The sequence below is a fragment of the Plantibacter sp. LMC-P-059a genome (assembly GCF_030209505.1).
Lineage (GTDB): Bacteria > Actinomycetota > Actinomycetes > Actinomycetales > Microbacteriaceae > Plantibacter.
Map to the genome: position 1 here is coordinate 213,255 of NZ_JARVRZ010000004.1, position 22,184 is coordinate 235,438.

18 protein-coding genes are annotated in these 22,184 nt (G+C 70.0%); 14 read left to right on the plus strand and 4 right to left on the minus strand.

The genetic code is table 11. From position 1 onward, the window contains the following. Window positions 1-183 precede the first annotated feature (183 nt). Window positions 184-2,649, plus strand: coding sequence for a bifunctional lysylphosphatidylglycerol flippase/synthetase MprF (locus QRN27_RS10580; protein WP_285042204.1), 2,466 nt, complete (start codon window positions 184-186; stop codon window positions 2,647-2,649). Between the two features lie 63 nt (window positions 2,650-2,712). Here the strand turns inward: QRN27_RS10580 and QRN27_RS10585 are convergent, their stop codons facing one another. Next, window positions 2,713-3,729: a LacI family DNA-binding transcriptional regulator gene (locus tag QRN27_RS10585; protein ID WP_285042205.1), complete on the minus strand. Its 1,017-nt coding sequence runs from the start codon at window positions 3,727-3,729 to the stop codon at window positions 2,713-2,715. Window positions 3,730-3,873: 144 nt separating this feature from the next. On the opposite strand from QRN27_RS10585, the gene QRN27_RS10590 reads away from it, so the two are divergent. The 6 genes from QRN27_RS10590 (at window position 3,874) to QRN27_RS10615 (ending at window position 10,357) form a co-directional block, all read left to right on the plus strand. After that, window positions 3,874-5,121 carry a Gfo/Idh/MocA family protein gene (locus tag QRN27_RS10590; RefSeq protein WP_502929516.1) on the plus strand — a complete coding sequence of 416 codons (1,248 nt, stop codon included), beginning with the start codon at window positions 3,874-3,876 and terminating at the stop codon, window positions 5,119-5,121. 100 nt (window positions 5,122-5,221) lie between these two features. Further along, entirely contained in the window at window positions 5,222-6,481 is a 1,260-nt protein-coding gene (locus tag QRN27_RS10595) for a sugar ABC transporter substrate-binding protein (RefSeq protein WP_285042206.1), read from the plus strand. A gap of 5 nt (window positions 6,482-6,486) precedes the next feature. Further along, a complete protein-coding gene (locus QRN27_RS10600; RefSeq protein ID WP_194668563.1) occupies window positions 6,487-7,485 on the plus strand; it encodes a carbohydrate ABC transporter permease in 999 nt (332 codons plus the stop codon). Window positions 7,486-7,500: 15 nt separating this feature from the next. Beyond that, the gene (locus QRN27_RS10605) at window positions 7,501-8,382 is read left to right on the plus strand and encodes a carbohydrate ABC transporter permease (protein ID WP_056009883.1); all 882 of its coding nucleotides are present in this window, start codon (window positions 7,501-7,503) and stop codon (window positions 8,380-8,382) included. 59 nt (window positions 8,383-8,441) lie between these two features. Then, complete coding sequence (locus tag QRN27_RS10610) at window positions 8,442-9,221, plus strand: ThuA domain-containing protein (RefSeq protein ID WP_056009885.1); 780 nt, start codon at window positions 8,442-8,444, stop codon at window positions 9,219-9,221. Continuing rightward, window positions 9,218-10,357 (plus strand): Gfo/Idh/MocA family protein, encoded by a 1,140-nt coding sequence (locus QRN27_RS10615; protein WP_285042207.1) that lies wholly within the window; start codon window positions 9,218-9,220, stop codon window positions 10,355-10,357. Before QRN27_RS10610 ends, QRN27_RS10615 begins: the two co-directional genes overlap by 4 nt. Window positions 10,358-10,408: 51 nt before the next feature. Here the strand turns inward: QRN27_RS10615 and QRN27_RS10620 are convergent, their stop codons facing one another. Next, complete coding sequence (locus QRN27_RS10620; RefSeq protein WP_285042208.1) at window positions 10,409-11,185, minus strand: hypothetical protein; 777 nt, start codon at window positions 11,183-11,185, stop codon at window positions 10,409-10,411. An 87-nt stretch (window positions 11,186-11,272) separates the two neighbouring features. Here QRN27_RS10620 and QRN27_RS10625 point away from each other — a divergent pair, with 87 nt between their 5' ends. Both QRN27_RS10625 and QRN27_RS10630 read left to right on the plus strand, forming a co-directional pair. Beyond that, entirely contained in the window at window positions 11,273-12,817 is a 1,545-nt protein-coding gene (locus tag QRN27_RS10625; protein WP_285042209.1) for a leucyl aminopeptidase, read from the plus strand. Between the two features lie 477 nt (window positions 12,818-13,294). After that, window positions 13,295-13,939 (plus strand): SAM-dependent methyltransferase, encoded by a 645-nt coding sequence (locus tag QRN27_RS10630; protein WP_285042210.1) that lies wholly within the window; start codon window positions 13,295-13,297, stop codon window positions 13,937-13,939. 354 nt (window positions 13,940-14,293) lie between these two features. On the opposite strand, the gene QRN27_RS10635 is transcribed toward QRN27_RS10630, so the two are convergent. Beyond that, a complete protein-coding gene (locus tag QRN27_RS10635; protein WP_285042211.1) occupies window positions 14,294-15,364 on the minus strand; it encodes a LacI family DNA-binding transcriptional regulator in 1,071 nt (356 codons plus the stop codon). A 209-nt stretch (window positions 15,365-15,573) separates the two neighbouring features. Here QRN27_RS10635 and QRN27_RS10640 point away from each other — a divergent pair, with 209 nt between their 5' ends. From QRN27_RS10640 to QRN27_RS10660, 5 genes are all read left to right on the plus strand, one after another. Continuing rightward, on the plus strand, window positions 15,574-16,443 hold the full coding sequence (locus tag QRN27_RS10640) for an ABC transporter substrate-binding protein (protein ID WP_235522597.1): 870 nt from the start codon (window positions 15,574-15,576) through the stop codon (window positions 16,441-16,443). Between the two features lie 75 nt (window positions 16,444-16,518). Beyond that, complete coding sequence (locus QRN27_RS10645) at window positions 16,519-17,307, plus strand: amino acid ABC transporter permease (RefSeq protein WP_285042212.1); 789 nt, start codon at window positions 16,519-16,521, stop codon at window positions 17,305-17,307. After that, a complete protein-coding gene (locus tag QRN27_RS10650; RefSeq protein WP_285042213.1) occupies window positions 17,304-18,074 on the plus strand; it encodes an amino acid ABC transporter ATP-binding protein in 771 nt (256 codons plus the stop codon). The genes QRN27_RS10645 and QRN27_RS10650 overlap by 4 nt, the downstream gene beginning before the upstream one ends. Beyond that, complete coding sequence (locus QRN27_RS10655) at window positions 18,074-19,159, plus strand: Gfo/Idh/MocA family protein (RefSeq protein ID WP_285042214.1); 1,086 nt, start codon at window positions 18,074-18,076, stop codon at window positions 19,157-19,159. The genes QRN27_RS10650 and QRN27_RS10655 overlap by 1 nt, the downstream gene beginning before the upstream one ends. Further along, the gene (locus QRN27_RS10660; protein WP_285042215.1) at window positions 19,156-20,292 is read left to right on the plus strand and encodes an NAD(P)/FAD-dependent oxidoreductase; all 1,137 of its coding nucleotides are present in this window, start codon (window positions 19,156-19,158) and stop codon (window positions 20,290-20,292) included. The genes QRN27_RS10655 and QRN27_RS10660 overlap by 4 nt, the downstream gene beginning before the upstream one ends. Before the next feature lie 395 nt (window positions 20,293-20,687). Here QRN27_RS10660 and argG read toward each other — a convergent pair whose 3' ends face one another. Then, the gene (argG, locus tag QRN27_RS10665; protein WP_056009903.1) at window positions 20,688-22,127 is read right to left on the minus strand and encodes an argininosuccinate synthase; all 1,440 of its coding nucleotides are present in this window, start codon (window positions 22,125-22,127) and stop codon (window positions 20,688-20,690) included. Window positions 22,128-22,184: the final 57 nt, after the last annotated feature.

The window sequence follows — 22,184 nt, forward strand, 5'->3', positions numbered from 1 at the left end:
AGTCAGCTCCCCGCAGGCCATGATCATGAGGAGTGGCACGCCGGACAGCACGGCGGAAGGGACATCATGAGCTCGAGCGAGACACCGGGGACGGGCACACCTTCCACATCGACGGGCACGACATCGACGGAGTCGCGGCGATCACGCACCGCCGCACGGCTCGCGGGCTTCCAGACGTCGGCCGTGCGATTCGTCCGCGGGACACCCGTGAGCTTCGGGCTCGCGGCGATCATCCTCGTCCTCGCGATCCTGACCGGCACGGCGACCGGGCCGGCCTCCACGGCGGTCCAGGAGCAGTGGGCCGCCGGGTTCGCGACGACCATCGAGGCCGGGCACTGGTGGACGCCGCTCAGCGCCCTCGTCATCGCCTGGGACCCGTTCCAACTCGTCTTCGCCGTCCTCGGCGCCGTCGGGCTGCTCGGGGTCGCCGAACGCCTCATGGGTTCGCGGCGCACCCTCTGGATCTTCCTCGTCCTCGGGGTCGCCGGCACCCTCGTGGGCATCGGCCTGCAGGCGATCGGGGCCGCGATCGGCGAGCTCTGGGCGATCACCGTCGAGTTGGACCTGACCCTCGACCCCTTCGTCGGCATCGTCGGCGCCCTCCTCGCGGCGAGCGCCTTCGCCCTCCCCCTCTGGCGGCGACGCATCCGGGTGATCACGATCGGGTTCATCCTCATGTTCGTGCTCTACAACGGCGACACGACCGACGTGTACCGGCTGATCGCCGCCATGCTCGGGCTCGTGCTCGGCCGGGTGCTCGCGCGGGCCCTGGGGCGGCAGCGCACCCGCTGGAACCGCAGCTCGCACCAGGAGACGAGGACCCTGCTGGCGGCGACGATCTCGGTGTCGGCGATCGGGCCGCTCATCTCGATCATCTCCCCGAACGCGATCGGCCTGCTCTCCTACCTCGGGAACGTGTTCAGCGACACCGTCCCGGACTACGACGAGGTCATGGGCCGGTGTGCCGCGAGCTTCACCGACGAGTGCAACCGCGAGATCGCGATCGCCAGCCAGGCCGGAACCGGGTCCCTCGTGCTGACCTTCGTGCCGCTCGTGCTCCTCGTCGTCGCGGCGATCGGCCTGCGCAACGGCCGGCGGTTCGCACTCATCCTCACGATCGTCGTGAAGTTCGCGCTCGCCGTCATCGGCGCGTTCGCGTTCGTGTACGCGCTCCGCTTCGACCAGAACGGGACGGACCTGTGGGAGATCCTGCTCTGGGGTGCGGCCGCGCTCGTCGTCCCGTTGGCGCTCGCCCTCCTGCTCGTCGCGCAACGCCGGCACTTCCAGGTGCGTGCACCCCGCGACGCCCGTCGCGAGTTCGTGTTCACCGTCGTGTTCGCGTTCGTCGTGCTGCTCGTCGGCGAGCTGCTCATCGGGTGGATCAACCGCGCCACGTTCCTCCCGGAGCCGGCGAGTGTCGCCACCCTCCTCTCCGACGTGCCGCGCCGGTTCCTGCCCGGAGTGTTCCTCGGTTCGCTCGGGAGCCCCACCTTCCCCACGGACGGGCTCACCGTGTTCGCGTTCGAGTGGGTCGGACCCATCTTCTGGGCGGTGTTCCTGCTCGCCATGCTCCGGCTGTTCGCTGCGACCGGGCCGACGTCGCACCAGGGTGACGGCGCCCGCATCCGGCAGCTGCTCAGGCAGGGTGGCGGCGGCACCATGGGGTTCATGGCGACGTGGCCGGGCAACGACTACTGGTTCGCCGAGGACGGCCGCAGCGCGGTCGCCTACCGGGTGATCAACGGCATCGCGATCACGATGTCCGATCCGATCGCGCCGGGTTCCGACGGCCGCTCAACGATCCGCGGGTTCGCCGAGTTCTGCGACGCGAACAGTTGGATCCCGGTGTTCTACAGCGTGCACGAGCAGTACCTGCCGGTATTCGCGGAGCTCGACTGGCAGGTCATGTCGGTCGGCGAGGAGACGCTCATGCACCCGCCGACCTTCGAGCTCACGGGGAAGCCGTGGCAGAAGGTGCGGCAGGCGCTCAACCGGGGCATCAAGGAGGGGCTGACGACGCTCTGGACCACCTGGGACGAGCTGCCGTTGGCGATGGTGAACGAGATCACGTCGATCTCCGAGCAGTGGGTGGCTGAGAAGGAGCTCCCGGAGATGGGCTTCACGTTGGGTGCCATGGAAGAGCTGAAGGACCCGGAGGTCGCGCTCATGCTCGCGATCGGGCCCGACGGACGACTGCAGGCGATCACGAGCTGGCTGCCGTCGTACCGCGACGGGCGCGTGGTCGGCTGGACGATCGACTTCATGCGCCGCGCCGACGGCAGTCTGAACGGCGTCATGGAGTTCCTCATCGCCTCGGCCGCGCTACACATGCGCGAGACGGGCGTCGAGGTGCTGTCGCTCTCCGGTGCCCCGCTGGCCACGAAACCGCTCGGGCCGGGTGAGACGCCACCGCCCGCGACCACGATGACGCGCCTGATGGACTTCCTCGCGAAGACCCTCGAGCCCGCCTACGGGTTCTCCTCGCTGTTCCGGTTCAAGGCGAAGTTCAACCCGACGTACGAAACCATCTACATGACCTACTCGGACCCGCTCGCGCTCCCGCTCATCGGCACGGCCGTCGGCAAGGCCTATCTCCCCGACGTCTCCCCGAAGGAGGCCATCGCGCTCGTCCGGACCCTCAGCCGCTGAGTGCTGGACCCGGCGTCAGACTGCACCGGGTATACCCAAAACGGGTATGCACAGTGCCGTCTGTCAACGGACCGGTGGCGGAGCGAGTGACTCGCCCTCGAGGAACGGACCCTTCACGAGCTCGTGGCGGAGTTCGCCCAGCGTGCCGTCGAGGCGACCGACGAGCGTCTCCACGCCCATCCGTCCGAGTTCCGTTGCGGGGAGCAGCGTGACGGCGAGCGCCGGATCGGCCGCCTCCGACACCTCGCGCGTCGAGCCGATGAGGACGACGGACAGCTCATCCGGGATCGAGACGCCGAGCTTGCCGAGTTCGCTCACGAGGCCGAGGGCCGCCCGGTCGTTCAGGACGAGGATCGCCGTGACCTCGGGGGCCTCGGCCACGAGGGTCGCCGCGAGCGCGCGACCACCGGCGGGGTCCGGGGCGCACCGGAGGGTGCGGCCGCGGAGGCCGCGCTCGTCGCAGACGGCGTGGAACGTCTCCTGCACGCGCACGACCGGGCCGTAGCCGTCGAGCCCCTCGCGTTCCACCTCCTCGACGAGGACGAACTCCCGGTGCCCGAGCTCCTGGAGCCGGTCGATGGACTGCTCCACCATGCCCTCGAAGTCGACGTCGACGTAGTCGAGGCCGGAGGGGTCGCGGGTGCGGCCGATGAGCGTCAGCGGGGTCCGCGCCGCCAGCAACCGGTCGACCCGGTGGTCGTCGAGCCGCACCTCCATGAGGATCACGCCGTCGATGAGGCCGTCCGAGGTGAGTTCACGGAGCGCTCCGGGGTCGCTCGGCTCCGGCCAGAGGACCACGGTGTACCCGAGCTCGGAGGCCGCCTCGGCGGCGCCGGTGAAGAAGCGGGCCGCGGTGTCCGACAGGCGGTGCTGCAGGACGGGGAAGAGCAGCGCGATCATGCGGGTGCGGCGGCTCGCGAGCGCCCTGGCGACCGCGTTCCGCCGGAAGTCCAGCTCGACCATGGCCGACTCGACCCGGAGGCGGGTGGCGGGAGACACGGGCTTGGAGTCGTTGACGACGAACGAGACGGTGGCGACGGAGACTCCGGCGAGCCGCGCGACGTCACGCATCGTTGCCATGGATCCCCGCTCACGTGCTCTGGTGTCCGGCAAGTCTCTCACGGATCACGATTCGGTAAACCGGTTAAATTCATCCTTGACGGCGGGCGGAGACGCAGGCATGCTGGTTCCCGAAGCGCGTAGTAAACCGGTTAACTTTCGGCGATGCGCGATCCGACCTCGACCGGCGAAGGAGCCGCGAAGATGCCTGCAGCCACCACCGTCGACGACCGTCCGGCGCAGCCGCTCCGCGTCGCAATCGTCGGATACAGCTTCATGGGGTCGATCCACGCGCAGGCCTGGACCACTGCCCCGCGCTTCTTCGACCTCGGCCCCGGCGTCGAACTCGTCGCCGTCAGCGGTCGGGACGCCGAAGCCGCCCGTGCCTTCGCCGACCGCTTCGGCATCGCCGACGTCGAGACCGACTGGCGCGCCCTCCTCACCCGGGGCGACGTCGACGTCATCGACATCTGCACGCCGGGCCACCTCCACGCCGAGATCGCGATCGCCGCACTCGACGCCGGCATCCACGTCCTCTGCGAGAAGCCGCTCGCCAACACGCTCGAGGAGGCGGAGCGGATGGTCGCGGCCGCCGAGCGTGCTGCCGCCCGAGGCGTCCAGGCGATGGTCGGCTTCAGCTACCGCCGAACCCCCGCGCTCGCCTACGCGCAGCGCCTCGTCGCCGACGGCCGACTCGGCACCATCCGTCACATCCGCGCGCAGTACCTGCAGGACTGGATCGTCGACCCCGACTTCCCCCTCGTCTGGCGGTTGGACGCCGAGCAGGCCGGCTCCGGAGCGCTCGGCGACCTGGGCGCCCACATCATCGACCTCGTCGGTTTCGTGACCGGGCAGGAGCTCACCGGGGTCAGCGCCCTCAGCTCGACCTTCATCACCGAACGTCCACTCCCCGACGCGTCGAGCGGACTCAGCGCCACCTCGACTGCCGCCACCCCTCGCACCGGCACGGTCACCGTCGACGACGCGGTCGTATTCATCGGCCGGACGGACGGCGGGGCGCTCGCGACCTTCGAAGCCACCCGCTTCGCCACCGGCCGGAAGAACGCGATGCGGCTCGAGGTGGACGGCTCCGACGGCTCGATCACGTTCGACTTCGAGCGCATGAACGAACTGGAGTTCCACGACCACACCCTCCCGGCGGAGGAGGCGGGCTTCCGGCGCATCCTCGTCACCGAGCCCGGCCACCCCTACGCGGGCGCCTGGTGGCCGGCCGGACACGGCCTCGGCTACGAGCACACCTTCGTCCACGAGGTCGCCGACCTCGCCCGCGACCTCGCGGCCGGCCGCCGGCCGGAGCCGGGCTTCGCCGACGGCCTCCGCGTCCAGCGCATCCTCACCGCCGTCGCCGAGAGCGCCGCAGCGAACGCCGACTGGGTCGCCCTCGACCACTGACCACCCCGCCCGACCACCACCGACCGATCCGACCACCATCCACCGCACCACGATCACCACCGCACCACGATCACCACTCACCAGGCAAAGGAGCCATGACATGCGATCCACGACCACCCGCGACACGAAGCAGCGCCTCATCCGGCGGCCGCACGTGCTCGGTTCGCTCGCGATCCTCGCGATCACCCCGTTCGCCCTCACCGCGTGCAGCGGCGGCGGTGGCGCTGCGGCCGGCGGCGACGCCGACACCCTGACGATCCTCGACTACTACAACAACGAGCCCGACAAGACCCTCGTCGGCGAAGCCCTCGACCGCTGCGCCACGGAGCTCGACGTGAAGATCAAGCGCGAGAACGTCCCCGGCAAGGACCTCATCCAGAAGGTCCTGCAGCAGTCGTCGTCCAAGACGCTGCCGGACGTGCTCATGCTCGACAACCCGGACGTGCAGGAGATCGCGGCGACCGGCGGTCTCTCGCCGCTCAGCGACTACGACGTCGACACCTCCGGCTTCGCGAAGGGCATCCTCGACGCCGCGAGCTACGAGGGCGAGGTGTACGGCCTCGCGCCGACGGTCAACACCCTCGGCCTCTTCTACAACGAGGACCTCCTCGCCGCGAAGGGCATCACCCCGCCCACCACGTGGGACGAACTGAAGACGGCGGCCGCCGCACTCACCGAGGGTGACACCTACGGGCTCGCGTTCAGCTCCATCGCCACCTACGAGGGCAGCTGGCAGTTCCTGCCGTTCATGTGGACCAACGGGGGCGACGAGACCGACCTCACCACGCCGGCGGTCGCCGAGGCCCTGCAGCTGCAGGTCGACCTCGTGAACTCCGGCTCCGCGTCGAAGAGCGTCATCAACTGGTCGCAGGCCGACGTCAACGACCAGTTCATGGCCGGCAAGGCCGCGATGATGATCAACGGCCCGTGGCAGATCCCGGCCCTCAGCGCCGACACGAACCTCAAGTACGGCAGCGTGCAGGTTCCGGTGAACAAGGCCGGGCAGACGCCCGTCGCCCCGCTCGGTGGCGAGGTCTGGACCGTCCCGGTGACCGGCAACAAGGACAAGCAGGCGAAGGCCGCGAAGTTCGTCGAGTGCATCTCGAGCGACGAGAACCAGCTCGCCCTCGCCGAGGCACGCTTCACCGTCCCGACGAAGACGGCCCTGGCCGAGCAGTACGTCGCCAAGGTGCCCGAGATGGCCGCGTTCACCGAGCAGGTCGCCAACGCCCGCTCGCGCACCGGTGAACTCGGTGAGGAATGGCCCGAGGCCGCGACCGAGATCTACACCGCCATCCAGCTCGCCCTGACCGGGCAGGCGACGCCTGAAGAGGCGTTCAAGCAGGCGGCCGCGGGCTGATCCCGATGAGCAGCGGCATCGCCGGAGCCTCGCTCCAGGACCGGAAGACCGACCGACGGCCCGATGGCACCGACGGGGGTGCGCCCCTGAAGCGCACCCCCGCCGGGGCCGCCCGCCGGCGCCGACGCGTCCGTCGGGAAGACCTCGTCAAGCTCGGCTTCGTCGCCCCGGCAGCGCTCTACATCGTGCTGTTCTTCGGCTACCCGGTCGTCAAGAACGTCACGATGAGCTTCCAGGAGTACACGACGAAGACCTTCTTCACGGGCGAGGCACCGTGGGTCGGGTTCGCGAACTACGTGACCGTGTTCAGCTCCCAGCTGTTCACCCCGGCGCTCCTCAACACGGCGCTGTTCACGATCGGCTCCATCGCCGGTCAGTTCGTGATCGGGCTCGCCCTCGCGGTGTTCTTCAAGCGACGCTTCCCCCTGAGCTCGTTCCTCCGGGCGATGCTGCTGCTCCCCTGGCTCCTCCCGCTGATCGTGTCGAGCGCCACCTGGCGGTCGATCCTCGATCAGGACAGCGGTGTCCTGAACACCGCCCTCGGCACCATCGGCCTCGGCGGGGTCCCGTGGCTCACGAGCCCCTCGGTCGCCCTGTTCGCGGTCGTGCTCGTGAACATCTGGATCGGTATCCCGTTCAACGTCACGATCCTCTACGGAGGTCTGCAGGACATCCCCGACGAACTGTACGAGGCCGGTGCGCTCGACGGCGCGACGGGGTGGAAGGCCTTCCGCCACATCACGTGGCCGAACCTCCGCCCGGTGGTGAGCGTCGTGCTCGTGCTCGGCGTCGTCTACACGATCAAGGTGCTCGACATCATCCTCGGCCTGACGAACGGCGGGCCGGCGAACGCCACCCAGACGCTGTCCGTGCGCTCGTACCAGGAGTCGTTCGTGAACTTCGAGTTCGGCGTCGGCGCCGCGTTCAGCAACATCCTGATCGTCATCTCGCTCCTCTTCGCGATCGTCTACCTCCGCGTCAACCGACGCGCGGTCGACGAGTAAGGACACCGACCCCTCATGACCACGACCAGCATCGTGACCGGCGGCCGACAGACCCGTCGCTTCGCCCCGGTCGGCCCGTCGCGCCGCCGTGGCGACCGACGACGCCTCGGCTCCACCGTCCTCGGCGTCCTCATCCTCGCGATCATGCTCTTCCCCGTCTACTGGATGGTGAACGCGTCGCTCCAGCCGTCGGGCAACACCCTCACCGGCGACTTCTTCCCCGTGAATCCGAGCTTCGCCGGGTATGAGAAGGCCATCGCCGACCAGGGCGGGCACCTCGTGACGAGCCTCGTCATCTCGCTCGGGACCGTCGTGCTGACCCTGGCGATCGCCGCACCCGCGGCCTACGCGCTCGCCCAGTTCCGGTTCCGGTGGATCAGCATCGCCCTGCTCGTGATCCTCATCGCGCAGATGATCCCCGGCATCGTGATCGCCAACGCCCTCTACTCCGCCTACAACGACCTCGGCCTGCTCAACTCGATCCCCGGACTGATCCTCGCCGACGCGTCCCACGCCATCCCGTTCGCGATCCTCATCCTGCGGGCGTCGATGCAGACCATCCCACCCTCGATCGTCGAGGCCGCCCGCGTCGACGGCGCCGGGCTCGTGCGGGCGTTCGTCTCGATCGTCCTACCGGTGAGCCGCAACGTGCTCATCACCGCCGGGCTGTTCGCGTTCCTGTTCTCCTGGAGCGACTTCCTGTTCGCCCTGACCCTGACGACGACCGAGGACGTGCGCCCCGTGACCCTCGGGATCTACCAGTACCTCGGCTCGCAGGTGTCGAACTGGAGCGCGGTCATGGCGACCGCGGTCCTCTCGTCCCTGCCGGCCATCATCCTGCTCGTCATCGCCCAACGCTTCATCGCCGCCGGGGCGACGGGCGGCGCCGTCAAATGACCGACCAGCACCCAGACACCATCACCGACCACGCAACGCATCCTCGAAGGAGCACCACCATGTCCGACAGCACCACCCCCGTCCGCGTCCTCGTCTGGGGAGAGAACCGTCACGAGCAGATCGAGGAGAAGGTCCGCGCGATCTATCCCGACGGCATGCACACCACCATCAAGGAGGGCATCGAGGAGCACCTCGGCGCCGATGCGGTCGTCACCACCACGACGCTCGACGAGCCGGAGCACGGCCTGACCGAGGAGGTCCTCGCCGCGACCGACGTGCTCGTGTGGTGGGGTCACGCCGCGCACGACGAGGTCGCCGACGAGGTCGTCGAGCGGGTCCACCAGCACGTCCTCGCCGGCATGGGCCTGCTCGTGCTGCACTCGGGCCACTGGTCGAAGATCTTCGGCAAGCTCATGGGCACCACCTGCACGCTGCGGTGGCGGTCTGAGGAGGACCGGGAGATCGTGTGGACGGTCGACCCGACCCACCCCATCGCCCAGGGTGTCCCCCACCCGTTCATCATCCCGGCGCAGGAGATGTACGGCGAGTTCTTCGACGTCCCGGCCCCCGACGAGCTGATTTTCCTCTCGACGTTCACGGGTGGCGAGGTGTTCCGCTCCGGCATGACCTACAAGCGCGGCTTCGGCAAGATCTTCTTCTTCTCCCCGGGCGACCAGGACTACCCCGTCTACCACCACGAGCACGTCCGGCGCGTCCTCGCGAACGGCGTCCGGTGGGCGCACACCCTGCGGCCGGAGCGCGCGGTGCCGGTCCTGCTCCGGTACGAGACCGAGGACTTCTACAACGGTCGCGGCTACGAGGGGGCGCTCGAACGATGAGTGCGCCTGTCGACGGTGGTTTCGCGGTGCTCTCGGACGCGACCGCGCCGGTGCGGCTCGTCCTCGTGGGCGCGGGCGGGATGGGCAGGGCCTGGTTGCGGACCATCCTCGCGAACCCCGAGACCGAGCTCGTCGGCGTCGTCGACCTCGACACGGCACTTGCCGAGTCGGCCGTCCTCGAGGCCGGGCTGCAGGTGGGCCCCGATGGTGTCGTCGTCGGGACCAGCGTGTCGGTCGTCGCCGAGGCCGCCGGGGCGCACGCGGTCGTGAACGTCACCGTGCCCGCCGCGCACCACCCGGTGAACACCGAGGCGCTCTTCGCCGGGCTGCCCGTGCTGTGTGAGAAGCCGATCGCGCCCACGGTGGCGCAGGCGCTCTCCCTGGCCGCGACGGCGGAGGCGAGCGGACAGCTCTTGATGACGAGTCAGTCGCGCCGCTACTACGCGTCGATCGCCGCGTTCCGGGAGCAGGTCGCCTCGCTCGGCCGCCTGGGGTCCGCGACCACCGAGTTCTTCAAGGCGCCGCACTTCGGTGGGTTCCGCGAGGAGATGCCGCACGTGCTGCTCGTCGACATGGCCATCCACGCCTTCGACGCCGCCCGCTACGTCCTCGGGAGCGACCCGATCGCCGTGTACTGCGAGGAGTTCAACCCCGCCTGGAGCTGGTTCTCGGCCGATGCCGCCGCCACCGCTGTCTTCGAGTTCGCAGACGGTGTCCGGTACACCTACAGCGGCAGCTGGTGCGCGGACGGCGTGGAGACGTCCTGGAACGGCAGCTGGCGCGTCAACGGCGAGCACGGTACCGCGGTCTGGGACGGCGACTCCGCGCCCCGGCGACAGCTCGCGCCGACGGACGGGGTGGCCGCCGAGGTCGAGACCGCGACGCTCGAGGCCGACGTGCCGGAGGAGATCGCCGGTTCGCTCGTCGAGTTCGTCGAAGCGATCCGGACGGGACGGGTGCCCTCGGGCGAAGTCCATACGAACGTCCTGAGCCTCGCGATGGTCGAGGCCGCCGTGCGGTCCGCGGAGACGGGCGAGCGGGTGTCCATCGCGGACGTGCTCGCGCAGGCGCACGCGCAGGCGATCGAGGTCGAACCGCGCGACGACGTCCGAGCGGCGCTCGTCCCCACCAGCTGAGGTGGGGCGGATCGTCGTCATCGCGTGCTGCGGACGACGATCCGCCTCAGCTCACCACGTACCGTCGTCGAGGTTGCGGGCCACACTCAGGCTGAACGCCCGCCAGAGGCCGGAGTGACCCGGCGTCCGCGCGGACCGGCTCGGCCACCCCGCGAAGCGCGCGACACGGACGAAGCCGGCCTCGTGCCACACCGGGTCGGTCTTGCGGAACCGATTCGGCTGCCAGACGACCGGGCGCTCCGGCAGGTTGCCCGAGGCCGGCGCACGCTTCGCCCGGAGCCCGAACAGGGTCTCCGGCTCGGGCACGCGCTCGCCCACCCAGTCGAGCACGTCGAGCTCTGGCGAGTCACCGTACCGGGACCGGTGGATGCCGACCACCCGGAACAGCGCCGTCCGTCCGTTCGGTGCGGTGAACGCGAGGACGTCGCCCGGCGTCAGGTCGTCCTCCACATGGCGCCACGATCGGCGGAGGCGTTTCGGCGCGGGCTGCGGGCCGAGGAGCTGCTCACGCAGGCGCTGGAGCGCGGCGGTGCGGCGGGTGAGTTCCGTCCGGCCCGCCTCCGCCCACAGCTCGAGGTCGGCTCCCCGGTCGATCGCCGCGATCGCCCGCGCCTGCACGTCGGGATCGAGCCGGCCCACCTCGCTCTGCGCGGCCGCGAGCGGGATCCACAGCTCGCCGTCGTCGCGGTCAACCAGGTGGGCGAAGGAGGCGATGGTCCGTCGCGTCGCGTCGTCGTCGGGCACCCGGTCCTGCACGAACTCGCGGTACTCCGTGCGGATGTCCGACGCCGTGTCGTTCGAGAAGATCGCGGTTCCCCATGCGCCCATCCCGGCATCCTCGCAGACCACGCCCATCCGCGGCCAGGTCGGGCCCATACGATGGACGGAGCCCGACTCCGAGACGAAGGACGCTGCATGCCATCCCGACCCACCAAGTTGATCCCGCCGACCTTCTCCCGCACGCCGTCGCTCGACGCCGAGACGGTCGAGTTGGAGGTGGCGATCGACTTCCCCGAGGGTGTCGAAGCCATCGGTCTCGCCGTCGCCCCCGCGCTCGACGGCGTCGACGACGAGATCCCCGCGGCCCTCGGCCTCGACCGGGCTGCCCTGACCCGCGCCGGATTCACCGGCGAGCTCGGCCAGACCCTCGTGATCCCCAGCCAGGACGCACCGACGTTCATCGCCGTCGGCGTCGGCGCACCCGAGAAGCGCACCGCCGCCGCACTCCGCGACGTCGCCGCAGCGTTCGCCCGCGCCGCCTCGTCCTTCGCGACCATCGGCCTCGACGTCGCGCACGCGTTCGACCTCGACGCGGCGTCGGCCGGACAGCTCGTCGTGGAGGGCGCGCTGCTCGCCCGCTACCGCTACACCGAACTCAAGCGCGAGGCGAAGCGCACGCCGCTCGTCGCGCTCCACCTCGTCGCGGCCGGCGACGACCTCGCGGAGACCGCGACCGGCGCCCACCGCGGCGAGGTCCTCGCCCGCTCGGCGAACCTGGCCCGCGACCTCGCGAACACCCCGCCCGGTCACCTCACGGCGACCGACCTGGGCGAGGTCGCGCAGCTGCTCGGTGCCGCCAACGGGTTCGATGTCGAGGTCTTCGACAGGGACGCGCTCATCGAGCTCGGCCTCGGTGGCCTGCTCGGCGTCAACGCGGGCAGCGTCGAAGAGCCCCGCATGATCAAGCTGCGGTACACGCCGAAGGACGCCGACGGGTCGCCGGTCGAACCGGCCGGGCACCTCGCGCTCGTCGGCAAGGGCATCATGTACGACTCGGGCGGCATCTCGCTCAAGCCGTCCGACCCGTCGCACGCCGCGATGAAGATGGACATGGCGGGTGCCGGCGCGATCCTCTCCGCCATGACCGCGCTGGACGAGCTGCACTGCGCGAGCAGCGTCACCGCGTTCCTCATGTGCACGGACAATATGCCGTCCGGCTCGGCGACGATGCTCGGCGACGTGCTGACCTTCCGCAACGGCACGACCGTCGAGATCAAGAACACGGACGCCGAGGGTCGCCTCGTCCTCGCCGACGGACTGAGCCTGGCAGTCGAGGAGGGCCCCGACGCGATCGTCGACATCGCGACGCTGACGGGTGCCGCGATCATGGCCCTTGGCACGAAGACCGCCGCGGTGCACGGGACCGAGCAGGGGATCGTCGACCGGACGCTCGCCTCGGCGAAGGCCACCGACGAGCAGCTGTGGCAGCTGCCGCTCGAACGCAGCTACCGGAAGCAGCTCGACTCCGATGTCGCCGACCTCGCCAACATCGGTGGTCGTTACGCCGGTTCGACGCTCGCCGCGCTGTTCCTCGCCGAGTTCGTCGGTGACGTGCCGTGGGCGCACCTCGACATCGCCGGGACCATGCTCGTGGAGTCCGACGAGTCGTGGCGTTCGAAGGGTGCGACCGGCTACGGCACGCGTCTCCTCGTCGACCTGGCGCTGAACTTCAGCGCCTGACCCGCGGGCGGCGGGTCCCTGAGCTTCACCCCCGGTCCCTGAGCCTCCACCTCGGTCCCTGAGCCTGTCGAAGGGCTCAGGGACCCGCCGACCCCACCCACACCCCGGTCCCTGAGCTTCACCCCCGGTCCCTGAGCCTCCACCTCGGTCCCTGAGCCTGTCGAAGGGCTCAGAGCCCCCGCACCCCGCCCGGCCCCTGAGCCTGTCGAAGGGTAGCGACCGAGCCCGCCTCCCCCGGCGTCCACCCGGTCCCTGAGCCTGTCGAAGGGCCCTGGCCGGACCCGCCTCACCCCAGCACACCCTGGTCCCAGAGCTTGTCGAAGGGCACTGACGACCCGCCTCCCCGCTCCCACTTCGACAAGCTCAGTGACCAAACCCGCCCACCCGCACCTCGGTCCCTGAGCCTGTCGAAGGGCCCGCGTTGCTGTTCCGGCAAGAAACCACCGCCTGATGCCCGCCGCAGGGCAGGCTGGGCGGATGACCTCCGCACACGAGCCCGCCCTCACCGATCCCGCCGAGTTCTGGGAGGACCGCTACCGCAGCCGCGGCCAGGTGTGGAGCGGTCGGCCGAACGCCGCCCTCGAACGCGAGGTGGCCGACCTCCACCCCGGCACCGCGCTGGAACTCGGCAGCGGTGAGGGTGCCGACGCGGTCTGGCTCGCGCAGCAGGGCTGGTCCGTCACGGCGGTCGACATCTCCCCGACCGCGCTGGCCCTCGGCCGCTCCACCGCGGAGGCCGCCGGGGTCGCTGACCGCATCGCCTGGATCGAGGCCGACCTCGCCGCGTGGGAACCGTCCGGCGGCTTCGACCTCGTGACCGCGACGTTCCTCCACTCCCCGGTCGCGTTCCCGCGCGAGGAGGTTCTCCGTCGTGCCGCAGCAGCGGTCGCGCCAGGCGGCACCCTGCTCGTCGTGGGTCATGCCGGCCCGCCGCCCTGGGCGACCGAGCACATCGCACACGCGCACTTCCCGACACCCGATGAAGTGCGCACCTCCCTGGAGCTGGAGGCGGGCGACTGGGAGGTCGTCATCGCAGCCCTCGTCCCGCGCGCTGCGGCCGGGCCCGACGGCGAACCGGCCGAACTCGACGACAGCGTCCTCCACCTCCGCCGCCGTCCCTAACTCAGGACACCCTCGGCGCGTCGCACCGCCCGACCGGCGCGTCGCACCCGACACGCCGCAGCACTCCTGAGTTAGGACAGCACCACACCCGCCGGGCACCCCGAACCAACACCCGTTCCCACCGTCCCTAACTCAGGAGACCCTCGGCGCGTCGCACCGCCCGACCGGCGCGCCGCACCCGACACGCCCCGACACTCCTGAGTTAGGGACAGAACCACACCCGCCGGGCACCCGGACCGACACCCGTTCCCACCGTCCCTAACTCAGGACACCCCCGGCGCGTCGCGTCGCCCGACCGGCGCGCCGCATCCGACACGCCGCAGCACTCCTGAGTTAGGGACAGAACGGCAGCGTTCACCGACGCGGGGGCGCGCCCACCGATCCGCGCTCGATGAGCGTCTGGGCGAGCACGAACTCCTCCGCATCGAAGCCCGTCCCCCCGATCCGGGCGATCAACCGGCGTGCGGACTCGGCACCGAGCTCGTAGATCGGTTGGGACACGACCGTGATCGGTGGCGTCGTGAGGCTCGTCCAGTCGGCGTCGTCGAAGACGATGAGCGACACGTCGCCGGGGATCGACAGGCCGAGTTCCCGGATGGTCCGGAACACGGCGGAGCCGACGAGGCTGTCTGAGGCGACGATCGCGGTGACGGCGTCTGGACCACCGAGCACCTTCCGCGTGATGACGTCGATCCCCTCCGCGCGAGCGTTGAGGTGGACGAAGGCGGCGGGATCCTCGACCCCGGCTTCACCGAGCGCCGCCGTGAACCCGTCGATGCGGTCTCCCACCGAGGAGGAGCCGACGTCGTCTCCGGAGACGTAGGGGTGCTCGTGGGCGAGCGTCGAGACGAAGGCGATGCGCCGGTGACCGGTGGCGAGGAGATGCCGGGTCGCCATCGCCGCTCCGGAGGCGTTGTCGGCGACGACCGTGTCCGCTTGCATGCCCGCCGCGCGCCGGTCGAGGAGCACCACGGGACGCCCTTCCGCGAGCGCCGTTTGTAAACTTCTCGTTTCGATCGAGGACGCCGGCGTGACGATGAACCCGTCCACCCGCTTGTCGAGGAGGAGCTCGATCGCGGCCGTCTCGGCGTCGACCTCCTCGTCGGAATTGGCGAGGATGAGGTCGAATCCGGCGGCTTGCGCGACGTCGGAGATGCCCCGGGTGGCGCGGGCGAAGAAGGGGTTCTCGATGTCGCCGATGACCACGCCGATGGTGTTCGACTTCCCCGTGTTCATGCTCTTCGCGAGGGCGTTGGGGCGGTAGCCGAGGCGTTCGGCGGCGGCCTGCACGCGGTCCCTGACGTCGTCGCTCACGGCCCCGTAGTCGCCGAGCGCTCGGGCCGCGGTGGCCTTGGAGACCCGGGCGGCTTTCGCGACGTCGGACACCGTCGTCTCGCGCCGTCCGGTAGCCGGATCCGTTGCCATGTGCCCTCCGATGGGGTTCTGCTTCGTCGTTGACGTCGTTCCGGAACCAGGGTACTGTCCTGGACAACCTGTTGAGACCGGTCTCAACCTACGCGATTGAGACCGGTCTCACCAGCAGAACGACAGCAATGGAGCTGACGGCGTCCACAAGACACGAGCCGACGGTTCCCTCCACGCACCAAGAACTCCTCCCCACGATTGGACTCGCCGTGACGAATCGCTCCACCCTCCGCAGGACGGCCCTCCTGGCCGTCGCTGCGGCGACCGCCCTCATCCTCTCCGCGTGCTCCGGTGGTGCCGGCGCCGCGAGCAGCACCGAGGACAACCCCTACGGGCTCATCACCCCCGGACAGATCCGCGTCGCCAGCCTCGGCGACTCGAAGCCGTACACCTTCACGGACGCCGACGGGACGTTCACCGGATTCGACGTCGAACTCTTCACCGACGTCGCCAAGCGGATCGGGATCGACGACGTCGTCTTCACCGGTCAGGACTTCTCCGGTCTGCTCTCCGCCGTCGCGAACGGCCAGTTCGACGTCGGCGTGGCCGCGATCGGCATCACCAAGGAGCGCGAGCAGACCGTCGACTTCTCCGACGGTTACCTCGCCGGGTACCTCACGGTCATGGCGTCGAAGGACTCCGGCATCACGGATGCGGACAGCCTCGAGGGCAAGCGCCTCGGCGTCGTCCAGGGCACGCTCCAGGAGGCGTACGCGGTCAAGAACTTCACGAAGACCGAACTCGTCCGCTTCCCCGACAACAACTCGGCGATCTCCGCGGTCAACAGCGGCAGCATCGACGCCCACTTCCTCGACTACGAGGCGGCGAAGGAGTACGCGGCGCAGTACGGCCTCGTGAACGCCATCGACATCCCGTCCTTCGACGCACCGGCCGGCTTCGCGATCGCGAAGGACAAGCCCGAGTTCAAGAAGGCCTTGGACAAGGCCCTCGCCGAGGCGATGGAGGACGGCACCTGGAAGAAGCTCTACCAGAAGTGGTTCCCGGGCTCCCCGATGCCCGAGCAGTACCTCCCCAAGGCGGAGCAGACGTCCAGCCCCAGCCCGAGCGCGTCCGAGTAGCCCCCAGCCCCGTCTCGTGGTGCGGGTCGCACACCGGCCCGCACCACACCATCCCACCCCTCAGGAGCAGACAGCATGGACTGGCTCGACAGCATCATCAAGACCTTCTTCGACTTCGACGCGATGTGGCAGGTGTTCCCGCAGCTGCTCGGCGTGGGACTCGTCAACACCCTCGTCATCTCGATCGCCGCCACGGTCATCGGCGTCGTCCTCGGCATGATCATCGCGATCATGGGCATCTCGTCCTCGCGCTGGCTCCGGGTGCCCGCGCGGATCTACACCGACGTGTTCCGCGGCCTGCCGGCGATCCTCACCATCCTCCTCATCGGCCAGGGCTTCGCCCGGTTCAGCCAGCAGCTGTTCGGCCCCTCCCCCTACCCCCTGGGCATCCTCGCCCTCAGCCTCATCGCCTCCGCCTACATCGGCGAGATCTTCCGCGCCGGCATCCAGAGCGTCGACCGTGGCCAGCTGGAGGCCTGCCGGGCGCTCGGCATGAGCTACGGCAAGGCCATGCGACTGGTCGTGGTACCGCAGGGCATCCGCCGGGTGCTGCCGGCGCTCGTCAACCAGTTCATCGCCATCGTGAAGGACTCGAGCCTCGTCTACTTCCTCGGACTCCTCGTCAGCGAGCGGGAGCTGTTCCGGGTCGGCCAGGACGCCGCCGTCCTCACCGGCAACCTCTCGCCGCTCGTCATGGCGGGTCTGTTCTACCTCGTGATCACCGTGCCCCTCACCCACCTCGTCAACTTCTTCGACAACCGTTTCCGCACCGGGCGCCGCAAGGCCACCCCGCCGAAGAGCGGCCTCGACGAGCTCGACGAGGTGCAGCCACCCCTGCCAGCCACCACCGGGAGCAACACATGACCTACACCTCTCCCCTGCCCGTCACCGACGGACACTTCTACCGCGGCTCCAGCCTGGAGCTCCGCGACGTCTCGATGGCGTACGGCGACATCGAGGTCATCCGCGAGGTCAGCATCGACGTCGAGCCGGGCACCACGACGTGCATCATCGGGCCGTCCGGTTCCGGGAAGTCGACGCTGCTCCGCGGGGTGAACCGGCTGCACGAGCCCACCTCCGGCGAGGTGCTCCTCGCCGGAGAGAGCGCCCTGAAGATGAAGCCCGAGCGGCTCCGGACACGGGTCGGGCTCGTGTTCCAGCACTTCAACCTGTTCCCCGACCACACCGCACTCGAGAACGTCGCCCTCGCGCTCCGGAACGTGAAGGGGATGTCGAAGAGCGAATCGCTCCGGGTCGCCGCTGCACGACTGGACGACGTCGGGCTCGGCGAACGGTCCGACCACCGGCCGCGCGACCTGTCGGGCGGCCAGCAGCAGCGGGTCGCGATCGCCAGGGCCCTCGCGATGGAACCCGAAGTCATGCTGTTCGACGAGGCCACGAGCGCGCTCGACCCCGAGCTCGTGAAGGGCGTCCTCAACCTCATGGCCGGGCTCGCACAGCGCGGCATGACGATGCTCGTGGTCACCCACGAGATGGGCTTCGCGCGCAAGGTCGCCGACCAGGTCGTGTTCATGGACGAGGGTCGCGTCGTCGAGTCGGGTACCCCCTCGCAGCTGTTCGACGCACCGCAGAGCCCGCGCTTGCAGCGGTTCCTCTCCGAGGTGCTCTGATGGCGGCGCGCGTCGCCGGCGCGATCCGGACCGGTGTCATCGGCTTCGGCACCTCCGGCGCGGTGTTCCACGCACCGTTCCTCGCGGCGGATCCCGACTACTCGCTCGACCTCGTGGTGACCTCCGACGCGGATCGCCGCGCCGAGGCGCTCCGCCGGTACCCGGGTGTCGAGGTGGTGTCGACCACGGAGGAGCTCTTCGCACGAGCCGACGAGCTCGACCTCGTCGTCATCGGCTCGCCGTCCGGCACGCACGCCGCACTCGCCACGGCGGCTCTGGACGCCGGGCTGCACGTCGTGGTCGACAAGCCGTTCGCCGTCACCGCTGCCGAGGGTCGCGCCATCGTCGACCGCGCGGCTGCGGCGGACCGGCTCGTCACCGTCTTCCAGAACCGCCGATGGGACGGCGACTTCCTGACCGTGCGGCGGCTGCTCGACGACGGCGCGCTCGGCCGCGTGCATCGCTTCGAGTCGCGGTTCGAGTGGTGGAAGCCGGACCCGCCCGCATCGTGGAAGACGGCCGCCACCGCGGCGGAGGGCGGCGGCATCCTCTACGACCTCGGCACGCACGTGATCGATCAGGCGATCCAGTTGTTCGGGGAGGTCGAGGACGTCCACGCCGAGCTCGGGGTCGTCCGGCCGGGCGCGGTCGCCGACGACGACGCCTTCGTCGCGCTCCGCCACCGCTCGGGGGTGCGGTCGCACCTGTGGATGGGGTCGCTCGTCGCCCAGGCCGGCCCGCGGTTCCGCGTCCTCGGGTCCTCCGGCGCCTACACCTCGTGGGGACTCGACGGCCAGGAGCCGTCGCTCAAGGCGGGCGCCGATCCCCGCGACGACGGGTTCGGCCGCCGCGACCCGTCGGGCTGGGGCTCGATCGGCGTCGACGGCGCCACCGAGCGCGTCCCGATGGCCGACGGCGACTACGCCGCGTTCACGCGCCTCCTCGCGACGGCGCTCGACGACGGCGGGCCACCTCCGGTCGATCCGGCCGACGCGATCGCCGTCCTCGAGATCATCGAAGCCGTCCACGCGGCGGCAACAGCTTCACCACGCAGCACTCCAGAACAGAAAGAGCAGACAGCATGAGCACCAGCACCCAGACCAGCCGTCGCGTCGTCGTGATCGGCGGAGGCATCCTCGGAACGTCCAGCGCCGTGGCCCTCGCCCGCCGAGGCGCCGAGGTGACCCTCGTGACCGACCGGTCACTCGCCAGCGGGGCCTCCGGGCGGTCGCTCGCCTGGCTGAACTCCGCGGCTCGGCGCTCGAGCGAGTACCACGCGCTCCGCGTCCTCGGCATCGACCGCTGGAGGACCTTCGCCGCGCAGGTGCCGAGTGCGGACTTCCTCCGCTTCGACGGCGGGCTCATGTGGGCGCCTGAGGGCGAGTCCTACGCCGACACCTTCGCGTACGAGCGCGGCATCGGCTACGACGCCCGGTGGCTAGCGCCGGAGGACATCGCTTCGGTCACCCCCGGTGTCGACCCGGCCGCCGTGGCTGCTGAGGGCGCGATCTTCAACCCGGGCGAGGGGTGGGTCGAACTGCCGTCGGTGATCGAGGTCCTGTCCCGCGAGTTCGTCGCCCGTGGCGGACGGATCGTGACGGACGCCGGGGCCGAGATCGCCTCCGCCGGTGGCCGCGCGGTGGGTGCGGTCCTCGCGAACGGTGACCGCATCGACGCCGACGCGGTCCTGCTCGCCACGGGTCCGGACGTCCCGGCCCAGCTCGCCGCGCTGGGCATCACGATCGGTGACCAGAGCCCGGCCGCGTTCGTCGCGTTCACGAAGCCGGCCGCGTCCGAGCTCGTCGCCGTGCTCAACACGCCGAACGTGGCCGTCCGCCGCACGAGGGACGGCGGCTTCGCGCTGGATTCCGCGTGGTCGGAGGAGGAGATCGAGGTCCGGGACGACGGATCGCTGCACATCGCCGACTCGACGGTGGAGCGGCTGCTGGCCGAGGGCTCGCGGGTGCTCGCCGGCAACCCGAGCCTCGAGCTCGACCACATCGGCGCCGGGTACAAGCCGATCCCGGGCGACGGCGAGCCGGTCTTCGGGGCGGTCCCGCAGCTGCCGGGGCTGTTCACGGCGTTCAGCCACAGCGGGGCGACGCTCGGACTCATCGCCGGTGAACTCCTCGCCGACGAGATCGTCGACGGCGAACCGTCGCCGCTGCTCGCGACGTTCCGCCCGGAGCGGTACGCCGAGTCGCCCGTACCCGCGTAAGTCCGGTCGGTTCACAACTCAGGTCGGCCCCGGCGGGTCACGTCAACCGCCCGGCGTGTCCGGTGCGACGCACCGCACCGGTCCTGAGTTGTGAACCCCGTGTCGCCCCCCCTGCCCGATCGCCCTAACTCAGGAGACCTCCGGCGTGTCGCGCCGCCCCACCCGCGTGTCGCTCCCGACACGCGGCAGCGGTCCTGAGTTAGGGACAGAACCACACCTGCCGGGCACCCGGGGCGCCCTCCCTCCTGCGCCCCTACCTCAGGAGTCCTCCGGCGTGTAGCGGGAGCAGCAGCCCCACACGCCGCCGAAGTCCTGAGTGAGGGACGGGAGGGACCGCGACAGAACGCCCGCCGCACTCCTGGAGTGCGGCGGGCGTTCGACGTTGCGGGGTGCGACTAGTCGGTGCCGGAGTCGAACGCGGCACCCTCGGACGCCAGGTCCGTCGCGCGCTCGAGGGCATCGGCGGTCGGGTCGAGGAGTTCGCCGCCGAGGATCTCCTGCGCCTCACCCTGCTCGAGCTTGCCGACGAGCTCAGCCGTCGCGCCACCGACGATGCCGGCGGCCGCGTACTGCTCGAGCCGCGAACGCGAGTCGGCGATGTCGAGGTTGCGCATGGTGAGCTGCCCGATGCGGTCGTCCGGACCGAACGCGGCGTCGCCGACACGCTCCATCGAGAGCTTGTCGGGGTGGTAGCTGAGGCCGGGGCCCGAGGTGTCGAGGATCGTGTAGTCGTCGCCGCGGCGCAGACGGATCGAGACCTCACCGGAGACGGCGGAACCGACCCAGCGCTGGATCGACTCGCGGAGCATGAGCGACTGCGGGTCGAGCCAACGGCCCTCGTACATGAGGCGGCCGAGACGGCGACCCTCGTTGTGGTAGTTCGCGACCGTGTCCTCGTTGTGGATCGCATTGAGCAGACGCTCATACGCGATGTGCAGGAGGGCCATGCCGGGAGCCTCGTAGATGCCGCGGCTCTTCGCCTCGATGATGCGGTTCTCGATCTGGTCGCTCATGCCGAGACCGTGACGACCACCGATGGCGTTGGCTTCGAGGACGAGCGCGACCGCGTCGTCGTACTCGACGCCGTTGAGCGCGACCGGACGACCGGCCTCGAACGTGACGGTGACGACCTCGGAGGCGATCGCGACGTCTTCACGCCAGAACGGCACGCCCATGATCGGCTCGACGAGTTCCATACCGGAGCTGAGCTCCTCGAGACGCTTGGCCTCGTGGGTGGCGCCCCAGATGTTCGCGTCGGTGCTGTACGCCTTCTCGGTGGAGTCGCGGTACGGGAAGTCGCGGGCGACGAGCCATTCGCTCATCTCCTTGCGGCCACCGAGCTCGTTGACGAAGTCGACGTCGAGCCACGGCTTGTAGATGCGCAGGCGCGGGTTGGCGAGCAGGCCGTAACGGTAGAACCGCTCGATGTCATTGCCCTTGTAGGTGGAACCGTCGCCCCAGATGTCGACGCCGTCCTCCTTCATGGCGCGGACGAGCATGGTGCCCGTCACCGCGCGGCCAAGGGGCGTGGTGTTGAAGTACGTCTTGCCGGCGTTGCGGATGTGGAACGCACCGCACTGCAGCGCGACGAGCCCCTCTTCCACGAGCGCGGACTTCGCGTCGACGAGTCGGGCGATCTCCGCGCCATACTCCTTCGCGCGATCGGGCACGGCACCGATGTTCGGTTCGTCGGCCTGGCCGATGTCGGCGGTGTAGGTGCACGGGACGGCACCCTTCTCGCGCATCCAGGCGACGGCGACGGAGGTGTCGAGACCTCCGGAGAAGGCGATGCCGACGCGCTCGCCGACGGGGAGGCTGCTCAAGACTTTAGACACGCCTGCGATTCTACGGGTTCGCGGGGAGCGGAGCACGTCACCGCCGGTACCGCCGAA